This window comes from Streptomyces incarnatus, assembly GCF_001027185.1.
Taxonomy (GTDB): domain Bacteria; phylum Actinomycetota; class Actinomycetes; order Streptomycetales; family Streptomycetaceae; genus Streptomyces; species Streptomyces puniciscabiei.
Genome location: NZ_CP011498.1, coordinates 109390 through 121712, shown reverse-complemented (window position 1 = coordinate 121712; position 12323 = coordinate 109390). Strand labels below are relative to the sequence as shown.

Below are 12323 nucleotides of genomic sequence, written 5' to 3'. Positions count from 1 at the left end.
TAGGACCGGAGCTTGTCGACATCCTCCACCAGGGCCTCCCCCAAAGGTTGTTAAGAAGTACGGTGCGGCTTACACGTATCCGCGTTCGATCAACGCGTAGAGATCGTCATCACTGCTGTCGGCGAGGGCCGTCTCCTCGGCCGTTTCACCGGCTTCGGGGGCCTCGGGCTCCAGCAGGGAGAAGAGGTGATCGGCGAGCGCCCGCGCGGTGGGGTAGGTGAACGCGACGGTGGCCGGGAGCCGCACCGAGGCCACCGCGCCGAGCCGGTTGCGCAGTTCCACCGCCATCGAGGAGTCGAAGCCCAGCGCCTTGAAGGTCTCGGTCGCACGCGCCTCGAGCTCGGCGGCCGTCAGACCCACGCCCTTGGTGTCCAGCAGAGCCGCCGTTTCGGCGCACACGAGCCCGAGGACCGCCGAGGGCGAGTCCAGGCCCGCCGCCCTGGCCCGCGCGCCCGTCCCGTCCGCCCGCGCGTCGGGGCCGTGCGTGCCGTGCGTGCCGTCGGGGCCGTGCGTGCCGTCGGTGCCGGCGGGCGCCGTCAGCCAGTACCGCTGCCGCTGGAACGGGTAGGTGGGCAGGCCGATCCGGCGCGGCCGGCCGGCGGCGAAGACCGCACTCCAGTTCACCGGCACCCCGCGCACGTGCAGCTCGGCCAGCGACGCCAGGACCCTGCCGAGGCTCCCGTCGTGCTTGCTGAGGGTGCTGACCACCTTGGGCGGACTGGCCAGCGCGTCGGCGGCCTCCTCCATCGCCACCTGCAGCACGGGGTGCGGGCTGACCTCGACGAACACGCCGCCGCGCTCGCGCATGAGGTTCTCCACGACCTCGCCGAACCGCACCGTCGAGCGCAGGTTGTCGTACCAGTACGAGGCGTCGAGCCGGCGGGTGTCGAGCGGTCCCGCGGTGACCGTGGAGTGGAACTCCACCGGCGTCTCCCGCGGCGTGACCCCCGCGGCGGCCTCGAGCACCCGGTCACGGATGCGTTCGACCTGGTGGGAGTGGGAGGCGTACTCGATCCTGACCCGGCGCACCCGGACCCCGTCACCGGCCGCCAGCGCGGCGAACTCGTCCAGGGCCTCGAGGTCCCCGGCGATCACCACGGAGGCCGGCCCGTTGACCGCGGCCACGGACAGCCGCCCGGGCCACCGCCCCAGCCGCTCCTCGACCCACGTCAGGGGCGCGGCCACCGCGTTCAGCCCGCCCAGGCCGGCCAGGGCGGTCAGGGCCTTGCTGCGCAGCGCGACGACCCGCGCCGCGTCCTGGAGGGACAGCGCGCCCGAGGCGCACGCCGCGGCGATCTCGCCCTGCGAGTGCCCCACCACCGCGTCGGGGACCACTCCCAGCGACCGCCACAGCCGCGCCAGGGACACCATCATCGCGAACAGCGCGGGCTGGACCACGGCGTCCCCGCGCTCCAGCGACGGCGCCGACTCCGCCCCGGTCACCAGGTCCAGCAGCGACCAGTCCAGCCACGGGTCCAGGGCACGCGCGCACTCGTCGATGGCGCGCGCGAACACCTCCGACTCGGCGTACAGCTGCCGCCCCATGCCCAGCCACTGCGAGCCCTGGCCGGGGAACACGAAGACGACCGGACCGGCGGGCCCCGAGGCCACGCCGCGCACCGCGCGGGCGGCGTCACCGCCCGCCGCCACCAGGTCCAGGCCCGCCAGCGCCTCCTCCCGGTCACCGCCGAGCACCACCGCCCGGTGCTCGAACGACGACCGGGTGGCGACCAGTGAGTGCCCCACGTCCGTCGCCGACAGCGACGGGTCGAGGGCCACGAGCTCCCGCAGCCGCGCCGCCTGCTCCCGCAGGGCCGGCTCCGACCGGGCCGACAGCACCCACGGCACCGCACCGCGGACGCCCGCGGTGGCCGGCGCATCGGCCGGAGCGGCGGGTTCGGGGGCCTGTTCGAGGATCACGTGCGCGCTGGTGCCGCCCATGCCGACCGACGTCACCCCGGCCCGCCGCGGCCGGCCCGGCTCGCCGGTCCAGGGCCGTGCGGCCGTGAGGACCTCGAAGTGCTCCTCGAAGCCGGTGATGGCGGGGTTCGGGGAGCGGAAGTCCGGGTGCGGGACCAGCTGGGCGCGGTCCAGGCAGAGCACGGCCTTCACGAAGCCGACGATCCCCGCGGCGGGCTCCAGGTGCCCGACGTTCGCCTTCACCGAGCCGATCGTCAGGGTGCGGGTGCGGCCGGTCTTGCGGAACACCTCGCGCAGAGCGGACGTCTCGGCCGGATCACCGAGCCGGGTGCCGGTGCCGTGGGCCTCGACGTAGTCGACGTCGTCGAACGGGATGCCGGCGCGCTGGAGCGCGGACAGCACGGTCGCCGCCTGCCCGCTGGGGCTGGGGTCCGGCATCCTGCTGCTCGCTCCGCTGCTGCCGACGCCCCAGCCGCGTACCACCGCGTAGATGTGGTCACCGTCCGCGAGGGCGAGGTCGAGCCGCTTGAGCACGACGAACGCGCCGCCCTCTCCGCGGATGAAGCCGTTGGCCCGTGCGTCGAAGGGGAAGCAGCGGCCGTCGGGCGACAGGGCTCCCAGATTCGCCAGACCGGCCCCCGCTTCCGGATCGACGACGAGGTGCACGCCGCCGGCGATCGCCGCCTCGACGGCGCCGGAGCGGATCCGTTCGCAGGTCAGCGCCAGGGAGACGAGGGAGGAGGACTGGCCGGAGTCGGCGCAGAAGCTCATGCCGCGCACGTCGAACAGGTGCGAGATGCGGTTCGCGATCAGCGCGCCGCTGGAGCCGAGCGCGGCGTAGTGGTCGTCCTGGTCGCTGCCGGAGAGCCTGCGCAGCAGCTCGTACCCGGAGGGCGCGGCGCCGACCACGACGTCGATCTCGCGTCCCGCGAGCGCGGTCGCCGGGATGCGGGCGTCCTCGACGGCCTCCCAGGCGAGTTCGAGACCGAGGCGCTGCACGGGGTCCATGGCGGCGGCTTCCGCCGCTTTCGTGCCGAAGAAGGCGGCGTCGAATCCGTCGATGGAGTCGAAGAACGAACCCGAGCCCAAGGTGGTGGCGTCCGGGTGGGACGCGTGTGCCGAGTTCGCGTCGGCGGCCCGTTGCCGGGGAAACGTTCCGATGGTCGATTTCCCGTCGACCAGCAGGCGCCAGAACTCGTCCGGGCTGTGCACACCGGGAAAGCGGCACGACATCCCGATGACGGCAATATCGGTGGCTGCGCCGGTCATCTGCATTCCTTCCGGTTTCCTCGGTGTACGTGCTCTCACGGGCGGCTGCACCGCGCTCACGGCCAATGGGTCAGCAACTTCCGCAGCTCGTCCGGCGCGTCCATGAAGTCGTAGTGGCCGCCGTCGACCTCCCGGAACTCCACCGAGTCCGCGTACCGGCGCCATCCCTGGAGGTCGGCGAGGGTGACGTCCGGGTCGTCGCGCCAGTGCAGGACGACGACGGGGCAGTCCACCGCGGCCGGCTCGGTCCTCCGGTACGCGCCCGCCGCCGCGTGGTCGCGCAGCAGCACCATCAGGCCCAGCTCGACCATGTCCGGCCGCGGCTCGATCCCCCGGCTGCGGACGAACGCCTCCACCTCGGCGCGCAGTTCGGTCTCGGTCATGGTGAGCATCCGGTCGCGCGAGGCGTCGTGCGGCGCCGGCTGGCCGGAGACGAACAGGCGGTCCGGGGTGGGCAGGCCGCGTTCGGCGAGCCGGAGCACGGTCTCGTACGCGGGCAGCGCGCCCGCGCAGTGCGCGAAGAACGCGAACGGCCGGTCGAGCAGCGGCGCCAGGGGTTCGACCAGGTCGGCGGCGAGCTTCTCGTAGGTGCCGTAGTGGGGGTGGGCCAGCCGGTTCTCGCGGCCGGGGAACTGCACCGGGCAGACCTCGACGTCGCCGAGGGCCGCCGGCCAGGCGCTGAAGGCCGACGCCCCGGACCCGGAGAAGGGGAAGCAGAACAGCCGGGCGGGGTGCTCGGCGGACGGCGGCCGGACGAACCACGGCGACGCGGCGGTGGTGGAGCCGGATGTCATGGCGTCCTTCGTTTCTGCGCGACGATGGGCAGGTGGGTCATCCCGGCGATGAAGTACGACCGCAGGTGCTGCGGTTCGCCGGCGAGTTCGAGGGAGCCGAACCGCTGGGTCAGTTCCTCGAGGAAGACGCGCAGGGTCAGCCGGGCCAGCGGCGCACCGATGCAGAAGTGCGGGCCGAAACCGAACGCGACGTGGCGCTTGGCGCCGCTGCGCGTGAGGTCGAAGGTGTGCGGGTCGGGGAACTGGGCGGCGTCCCGGTTGGCCGAGCCGATCCAGGCGACGACCGCCGCACGGGCCGGGATCGTGCCCCCGGCGATGTGGACGTCGTCCACCGCGTACCGCATGAAGTTGCACGCGGGCGACGTCCAGCGCAGCCCCTCCTCGGCCAGGTTGGGGATCAGCGACGGGTCGGCCTGCGCCTTCTCGAACTGCTCGGGCCGCTCGATGAGGGTGTGCACCAGGCCCGAGACGGTGTGCGGTGTCGTCACGTTGGCGCCGACGAGGATGCTGTAGCCGTCGAGGGCGATCTCCTCGTCGGTCAGCGGCACGCCGCCCGCGCGCACGCTCATCAGGTGGGCGAGCAGGGTGTCGTCCTCGCCGCCGGCCGCCCGCCGCCGCTTGACCCACTCGGTGACGTAGTTGACCAGCTCGTGGTGGGAGATGGCCAGCGTGGCGGCCTCGTTGCCCACCATGAAGTGCGGGTCCGAGGGCGCCGTCACCATCGCGGTCAGCTGGACGAGTTCCTCCCAGTCCTTCGCCGGGATGCCGAGCAGCGGGCCCGTGACCATCGCCGGCAGCAGCAGCGCCCGCTCGGCCAGGTCGAACCTCTCGCCGTCGAGGGCCGGCTCGAGGAAGCGCTGGATGGTCCCGCGGATCGAGTCCTCCCAGGACTTCACCGCGCGGGCGGTGAGCTTCGCGCCGAGCGGCCTGCGGACCTCGGTGTGCCGCGGCGGGTCGGTGGAGGTCAGCAGCTTGCCCGCCGCCGGGTCGTCCACCCCGACGTGGGTGGGTGTGGTGCCGCGCTCGGAGGTGAACTCCCGGTGGTCGCCGAGCACCCGGCAGACGTCCTCGTAGCGGGTCACCGACCAGAACTCCCGGCCGTCGGGCAGGACCTGGTGGTGCAGCGGCGCCCTGTCCCGCATCGCGTCCCAGATCGGGTGCGGATCGCCCGAGGTGTACAGGTCCAGGTCGAACAGGTCGACACGGTCGAGGTCGATGTCGCGCCCGGGACCCGGCGTCAGCCTCACGCCGCCGCCCTCCCCTGCTCGATCAGCTCGGCGACCCGGGCCGGGGTCTGCGCCAGGTAGAAGTCGCGTACGGACAGCTTGACGCCGTAGTCCTGCCGCACCCGCTCGATGATTTTGATGCCGGCGATCGAATTGCCGCCGAACGCGAAGAAGTCGTCCTCCGGGCCCATTTCGCAGTTGAGGTATTCCCCCCACATGTCCGCGATTTCCTGGCCCAGTGACACCGGTGCGCCCGACGGCGCGGCTTGACGTTCCATTGCCAGTCTTTCCTTCCTCCGCCGACCGGGAATGCCCGCTCGCGTCCCTTGCGGTCCGGTGTCCGGACCGTCATCGCCATGACGCCCACCGGGGCCCTGTGTGCGCTGTCCCGCCGGCGAGACAAATTCTTCGAATGGCCGAATCGAGTGTGGCGCGCACGCGCGTCCGTTCCCACCGCGCCGGTGGTGTCCCGGGCGCGCCGGCCATCGGGGTTGAAAGCGCCCCGGTAAGTCCGCACGCCGGCCATTCGCCCCGCCGGGGGGACAGGGCAATTCGACAGCGGCCCGGTGCAACGCCGTTAGAGCCCCGCTGGAACGAGGAGGAACGCGCGCCACGCACACGGCCGCCTCGGCGAATGCGTTCGCCGAGGCGGCCGGGGAGGGGGTGCGGACCGGTGGGCCGGGCTCACACCCGCTTCTTGAAGTTGGCGACCGCCCACACATAGCCGACGACCGTGAGCCCGGCGCACCAGGCGACGGCGGCGACGACGTGGCCGGTCGACGGCGCACTGCCGGACAGCAGCCCGCGCAGCGTCTCGATGATCGGGGTGAAGGGCTGGTACTCGGCGAACTGCCGCACGCCCGTGCCCATCGTGTGCGCGGGGACGAACGCGCTGCTCAGGAACGGCAGCATGATCAGCGGCACGGTGGCCATGCCCGCGGACTCCACCGTCTTCGCGCCCAGGCCCATGGCGACCGTCAGCCAGCTGGTCGCAAACCCGAGGAACAGCATGATGCCGATCGCGCCGAGCCACTGCGGGAAGCTCGCGTGCGGACGGAACCCCATCGCGAAGCCGACGCCGATGATGGCCGCGTCGGCGATCAGGGCGCGCAGCGTCGTGGAGACGACGTGACCGAACAGCACGGCGCCGTGCGACACGTCCATGGCCTTGAACCGGTTGGTGATGCCGGTCGTCATGTCGCTGTTCACGGCCGCCGCGGTCGGCCCCAGCCCGTAGGTGATGGCCATGACGAGCAGGCCCGGCACCGCGTAGTCGACGTACTTGCCCTGGACCTTGAAGGCCCCGCCGAACACGTAGACGAACATGAGCATCATCACGATGGGGAACAGGACCGCGTTGAACACGGTGACCGGATTCCGGGTGGTGTGCTTGTAGTTGCGGCGCATCATGATCGCCGCGTCGCCGAACGACGTCGAGACACTGCTCACGGTGCGACCGCCTCCTTCTCCTTGATCGTGTTCTCGGTGTCCGTGCCGCCGGCCGTGCTGTCGGTCAGGGCGAGGAAGACGTCGTCGAGGTCCGGCGTGTGCACCGAGAACTCCTTGGCGTTGATGGCGTTCTCGTCGAGCCGGCTCAGCAGGGCCAGCAGCGACTTCGACTCACCGTCGTTGGGCACCCGCAGGGTCAGCTCCTCGTCGTCCCGCGTGCCGCCGGGCAGCACACGCGCCGCCGCGTCGAGGTCGTGGACGTCGGCGAAGCGGAACCGGGCGTGGGTGCCGGGGATCTGGCGCTTGAGCTCCTCGGGGGTGCCCTGGGCGACCAGACGGCCCTGGTTGAGCACCGCGATCCGGTCGGCGAGCTGGTCGGCCTCCTCGAGGTACTGGGTGGTCAGGAAGATGGTGGTGCCCTCGGCCACCAGCTCGCGGACGATCTCCCACATCGTGCGCCGGCTGCGCGGGTCGAGACCCGTCGTCGGCTCGTCCAGGAAGATGACCTGCGGGTTGCCGACCAGCGTCATGGCCAGGTCCAGCTTGCGGCGCATACCGCCGGAGTAGGTCCCCGCCATCTTGTCCGCGGACTCCACCAGGTCGAACCGCTCCAGCAGCCGGTCGACCAGCCGGCCGGCCCCGCGCACGCGCTTCAGGTCCGCCACCAGCCGCAGGTTCTCCCGGCCCGACAGCAGCTCGTCCACCGCGGCGAACTGGCCGGTCACGCCGATGGCCGCGCGCACCTGCTTGGTCTCGGTCACCACGTCGTGCCCGGCGACCCGCACCGTCCCGGCGTCGGCCTTCATCAGCGTCGTCAGGATGTTCACGGTCGTCGTCTTGCCGGCCCCGTTCGGACCGAGCAGGGAGAAGATCGACCCCGCGGCGACATCGAAGCCGACGCCGTCGAGCACGACCTTGTCGCCGTACGCCTTGCGCAGCCCTGAAACTGCAATCGCTGAACTTCTCATGCTTCCACTTTCCTCTCCGGGCCTGTCACCCCCCTGTCACGGCGCTCGACCCCGTCTTGCCTGGTCACAGCCGTGCGTCCGGTCGGTGGCCGGCGCCTTGTCAGCGGCTGCGGGCGGACTCCGCTTCGATCACGTCCAGCACCTCGCGGCCGTGGTCGACCAGGTACATGTGGTCGCCGGGGAACTCGGCGTAGCTGAATTCCGCGGTGGTCGCGGCCTGCCACTGCCGGGCCTCCTCCGCGGTGACCAGGCCGTCGTGGTCGCCGCGCAGCGAGCAGATCGGCACCGACACCGGTTCGTCGGTGCTCGGGACGTAGGCCTCGTGCATCTCGCAGTCGGCCTGCAGCGCGGGGAGGATCAGTTCCCGCATCTCCGGGTGGTCGAGGGCCTCGTGCCGGAAACCGGCGAACTCCTCGACCCTGGCGAGGAACTCGTCGTCCGGCAGGCCCGCCGCCCGCCGCTCGCGCTGGGTCCACGGCCCCGGCGACCCGCTGACGACCAGCCGCTCGACGTGCACGTCGCGGTGCTTGAGCAGGTGCACCAGCTCGTAGGCGAGGACCGCGCCCAGGCTGTGCCCGAACAGCACGGTCCGTGCCCCCTCGCCGAGGTCCGCGACGATGTCGTCGATCGAGCCCTTGGCCGCCTCGACGACATTGCGGTACGGCGTGTCAAGGATCCGCCGCTCTCTGCCGGGCAGTTCGACCGAGGTCACCCGCCAGCGGCCCGCGGCCAGCTCCCGCCACGGGTGGAAGAACGAGGGACCCGCCCCCGCGAAGGGCACGCACAGCAGCGTGGTCCGCTCCCCGTGTCCCGCGGATGTGCCGGGTGCTGTCACCCTGACCAACTCCTGTCTTCTGTTCGATGCTTCATGTGACGATGTCCGGGACCGCGAGGCCCGGTCAGCGGGCCAGCTTGCGGTCGATGACCTCGAAGACCTCGGCCACGGGCGCGGGCATGTGCATCTCGTGGTGCACGGCGCGTACGTCGTGCACTTCGATGGCACCGCGGACGTAGGGCCGCCACAGGTGCGCGTAGGTCTCGTCCTGGAGCGTGGCGTTGAAGAACAGCACGTCTCCGCGGTAGACCGGGGACTCGAAATCCATCATGCGGCGCATGTTGTTGGCCAGGACCTTCGACATGGTGTCCAGGAACTCCTGCCGGTTGCCGGTGTCGATGTACCGGCCGAAGTAGTCCTCGAGTTCGTCCCGGTACTCCGACACCTGCTTGCCGGCGTGTATCTCCGTGAATCCGTGGCCTCCCGGCTGGGAGTCCAGGATGGCCACCAGGGCGATGTCGTGACCACGCCGGTCGAGCGCGTCGGCGACGGCGTGGACGACGGTGCCGCCGTAGGACCAGCCGATCAGGTGGAAGGGCCCTTCCGGCTGGATCTTCAGGATCTCGTCGACGTAGTCGTCGACCATCTCCTGCACGGAGCCCGCCAGCGGCGACAGTCCGTCGGAGCCGCGGGACTGCAGGGCGTAGGCCGGCCGGTCCCGCACATGCAGCACGAAGCTGAAGTAGGCCCAGCCGAGTCCGCCGCCGCCGTGGAAGAACCACATCGGCGGCTTCCCGGTGCCGGGATCGCTGTTGAGGGGCAGGACGACCGCGAACGGGTCGGCGAGGTCCACGGGGGTGTCGCCGGTGAGCAGCAGCGCGGCCAGCTCGGCCACCGTGGGGAACTCCATGATCGTACGCAGGGGGATGACGATGCCGAACTCCTCGTGGATGCGCAGGCTGAGCCGGGTGGCGAGGAGTGAGTGCCCGCCCGACGCGAAGAAGCTGTCGTCGATCCCGACCGTGCTCCGGCCGAGCAGTTCACCGAAGAGCGCACACAGCTTCTCCTCATGGGCGTTGCGCGGTGCCCGGCCGGTCCCGGTGGCCGTGACCTCGGTGGGCAGTGCCCGCCGGTCGAGCTTGCCGTTCGGGGTCAGCGGGAGTTCGGGGAGCACCAGCACCGCGGAGGGCACCATGTAGTCGGGCAGCCGGCCGCGCAGGTACGCGGTCAGCTCCTGAGCCCGGACCTCGGTGCCCGGTGCGGGCACCGCGTAGCCGATGACGCGCTTGTCGCCGTCCCGGTTCTCGTGCACCACGGCCGCCGCCTGCGCCACCGCGGGGTGTCCGGCGAGCACGTGCTCGATCTCCCCCAGCTCGATCCGGTAGCCGCGGACCTTCACCTGGTGGTCGGTGCGCGCGATGTACTCCAGCTGACCGTCCCGGTTCCACCGCGCGAGGTCTCCGGTGCGGTACATCCGCGCACCGGCGGGGCCGAAGGGGCTCGGCACGAACCGTTCGGCGGTCAGGTCGGGCCGGCCCTGGTACCCGCGGGCGAGCCCGTCGCCGCCGATGTAGAGCTCGCCCTGCACCCCGCGCGGGACGGGGCGCAGCCGGGCGTCGAGCAGGTACACCCGGGTGTTGCCGACCGGCGTGCCGATCGCCACCCCGGCCCCCGCCGTCACGGGCGCCATGGTCGACCATGTCGTCGTCTCGGTCGGGCCGTACCAGTTGCCCACTTCGGCGGCCTGTTCGGCAAGCGTCCGGGCCAGCCGTACGGGCACGGCCTCGGCACCGGTGATGATCCGCAGCCCCTGTGCGGCGTCCGGCTCGTGGGCCAGCAGCATCTGCCAGAAGCCGGGCGTGGCCTGTACGGCGGTGACCCGGTGGCGGCGTATCAGCGCCAGCACGGCCGAGGGGTCGGTGACGGTGTCCTTGCGCGCCATGACCATGGTCGCGCCGCAGACGAGGGGGAGGTACAGCTCGGTGTTGGCCATGTCGAAGGAGACCGTGGTGCTGAACAGCATCCGCTCCCCCGGGGCCAGCGGGAAGCGCCGCCGCACCGTGGCGAGGAAGTTCGCGACCGCGCCGCGCGGGACGGCCACGCCCTTCGGGGTGCCCGTCGAGCCCGACGTGTAGATCACGTACTGGGTGTTCTCCGGCCGTACGGCCACCTGCGGTGGCGTGTCCGGACACGCCGAGCAGTCCGCACCGGCCAGGGTGGCGGCGTCGAGGACCAGCGCCGGGCCGGCCTGCCGCAGGACGTGGTCGATGCGGGCGCGCGGGTGGTCGGGGTCGACCGGCACATAGGCCGCGCCGGCCTTCAGCACGGCCAGCAGGGCCACCATCAGGTCGACGGTGCGGGGCAGGAGGACGGCGACCAGTGTCTCGGCGCCCACGCCGCGCCCGGCCAGCCAGTGCGCCAGCCTGTTCGACCGGGTGTCCAGCTCCTGGTAGGTGAGCGACTCCTCCTCGCCGATGACGGCGAGTGCCTGCGGCGCCGCCCGGACCTGCCGGCGCACCGCCTCCACCAGGCCCGCCTCCAGGGTGGGTTCGGCGGTGTCGTTGACCTCCGTCAGCAGCCGTTCCCGCTCCCCCGCGACCAGCACGTCGACGTCCCCGACCCGCACCGCCGGATCGGCGGCCACCTGTTCCAGGACGCGCGTGAACCGGGCTGCCATGGCCTCGACGGTGTCCCGGTCGAACAGCCTGGTCGCGTACTGGATGTCGCCGTACAGCGTCCCCGCCTCGTCCGTGGTCATGCTGAAGAACAGGTCGGCCATGGCCTTGGCGGTGAGGGCCTGCTTGAACTCCACCTGGAGTCCGGGGAATTCGAAGGCGGGCTTGGCGAAGTTCTGCCAGCCGCACATCACCTGGAACAGCGGCCGGTACGCCGTGGAGCGGTCGGGGTTGATCGACTCCACCAGGACGTCGAAGGGCAGGTCCTGGTGCTCGTAGGCCGTCAGTGCCTTGTTCCGCACCTGGGTGAGCAGGTCGGTGAAGGCCGGGTCGCCGGAGAGGTCCACGCGCAGCACGAGGTTGTTGACGAAGCAGCCGATCAGGCCGGCCAGCGCCTCGTCGGTCCGTCCTGCGATCGGTGAGCCGATCGGCACGTCCTCGCCGCCGCCGAGCCTGGACAGCAGCACCGCCAGCGCGGCCTGTACGACCATCGCCATGGTGGCCCCGTGCTCGGCGGCCAGCTTCTCCAGCCGGGCCGCCACCTCCGGCCGCACCGCGAAGGCGACGACGTCGCCCTCCGTGGACACCGCCGCGGACCGCGGGCGGTCCAGCGGCAGGGTCAGCGGCTCCGGTATCCCGGTCAGTTCCGCACGCCAGTGGGCGAGTTGTGCCGCGCCGAGACTGTCCGGGTCGGCGAGGTCCCCGAGCAGCTGGCGCTGCCAGAGCGTGTAGTCCTTGTACTGCACCGGCAGCGGCTCCCAGCCGGGCGCCCGGCCGCCGCGGCGGGCGGCGTAGGCCTCGGCGAGGTCCCGGGCCAGCGGCGCGCCCGAACTGCCGTCCGTGGCGATGTGGTGGATGACCAGCACCAGGACGTGTTCCTGGGCGGAGCAGCGCAGCAGGCGGGCCCGGAACGGGATTTCGGCCGACAGGTCGAACGTGTGCGCGACTTCCTCGGCGATCACCTCGTCCACGTCCTCGGGCACCACGTCGACGACCGGCACCGGCACCGGTGCCTCGGCCGCCGGCAGGATCCGCTGGTGCGGCTCGCCGGCGGCGTCGGTCACGTATGTGGTGCGCAGGATCTCGTGCCGCTCGACGATGTCGCGCAACGCGGCCACGAGTGCGTCCTGGTCCAGGCACCCGGTCAGCCGCAGGGCCGACGACATGTTCCAGGTCTCTCCGCCCTCCAGCTGGTGCAGGAACCAGTAGCGGCGTTGCGCGAACGACAGCGGAATCATCGGTTCAGT

The 12323-nt window shown here is 71.8% G+C and carries 8 protein-coding genes; all 8 read right to left on the bottom strand.

The annotated features are described in order from the left end of the window. Positions 1-69: 69 nt before the first annotated feature. Complete coding sequence (locus ABB07_RS39870) at positions 70-3189, bottom strand: type I polyketide synthase (RefSeq protein ID WP_208903935.1); 3120 nt, start codon at positions 3187-3189, stop codon at positions 70-72. A gap of 56 nt (positions 3190-3245) precedes the next feature. Continuing rightward, positions 3246-3983 carry a thioesterase II family protein gene (locus ABB07_RS39865; RefSeq protein ID WP_208903934.1) on the bottom strand — a complete coding sequence of 246 codons (738 nt, stop codon included), beginning with the start codon at positions 3981-3983 and terminating at the stop codon, positions 3246-3248. Continuing rightward, a complete protein-coding gene (locus ABB07_RS39860) occupies positions 3980-5230 on the bottom strand; it encodes a cytochrome P450 (protein WP_208903933.1) in 1251 nt (416 codons plus the stop codon). Before ABB07_RS39860 ends, ABB07_RS39865 begins: the two co-directional genes overlap by 4 nt. Continuing rightward, a complete protein-coding gene (locus ABB07_RS39855) occupies positions 5227-5487 on the bottom strand; it encodes an acyl carrier protein (RefSeq protein ID WP_208903932.1) in 261 nt (86 codons plus the stop codon). The genes ABB07_RS39860 and ABB07_RS39855 overlap by 4 nt, the downstream gene beginning before the upstream one ends. Positions 5488-5893: 406 nt before the next feature. Beyond that, positions 5894-6619, bottom strand: a complete 726-nt coding sequence (locus ABB07_RS39850; protein ID WP_425264842.1) for an ABC transporter permease — start codon at positions 6617-6619, stop codon at positions 5894-5896. Between the two features lie 35 nt (positions 6620-6654). Next, positions 6655-7626 (bottom strand): ATP-binding cassette domain-containing protein, encoded by a 972-nt coding sequence (locus ABB07_RS39845; RefSeq protein WP_208903930.1) that lies wholly within the window; start codon positions 7624-7626, stop codon positions 6655-6657. Positions 7627-7726: 100 nt separating this feature from the next. Next, on the bottom strand, positions 7727-8461 hold the full coding sequence (locus ABB07_RS39840) for a thioesterase II family protein (RefSeq protein ID WP_244189848.1): 735 nt from the start codon (positions 8459-8461) through the stop codon (positions 7727-7729). A gap of 64 nt (positions 8462-8525) precedes the next feature. Then, positions 8526-12314, bottom strand: a complete 3789-nt coding sequence (locus ABB07_RS39835) for a non-ribosomal peptide synthetase (RefSeq protein WP_208903929.1) — start codon at positions 12312-12314, stop codon at positions 8526-8528. Positions 12315-12323: the final 9 nt, after the last annotated feature.

Bases quoted from the DNA above. Each gene is read 5' to 3' on its own strand.
- ABB07_RS39865 (WP_208903934.1), bottom strand. From the start codon at position 3,983: ATGACATCCGGCTCCACCACCGCCGCGTCGCCGTGGTTCGTCCGGCCG.
- ABB07_RS39850 (WP_425264842.1), bottom strand. From the start codon at position 6,619: ATGATGCGCCGCAACTACAAGCACACCACCCGGAATCCGGTCACCGTG.
- ABB07_RS39855 (WP_208903932.1), bottom strand. From the start codon at position 5,487: ATGGAACGTCAAGCCGCGCCGTCGGGCGCACCGGTGTCACTGGGCCAG.
- ABB07_RS39845 (WP_208903930.1), bottom strand. From the start codon at position 7,626: ATGAGAAGTTCAGCGATTGCAGTTTCAGGGCTGCGCAAGGCGTACGGC.
- ABB07_RS39835 (WP_208903929.1), bottom strand. From the start codon at position 12,314: ATGATTCCGCTGTCGTTCGCGCAACGCCGCTACTGGTTCCTGCACCAG.
- ABB07_RS39870 (WP_208903935.1), bottom strand. From the start codon at position 3,189: ATGACCGGCGCAGCCACCGATATTGCCGTCATCGGGATGTCGTGCCGC.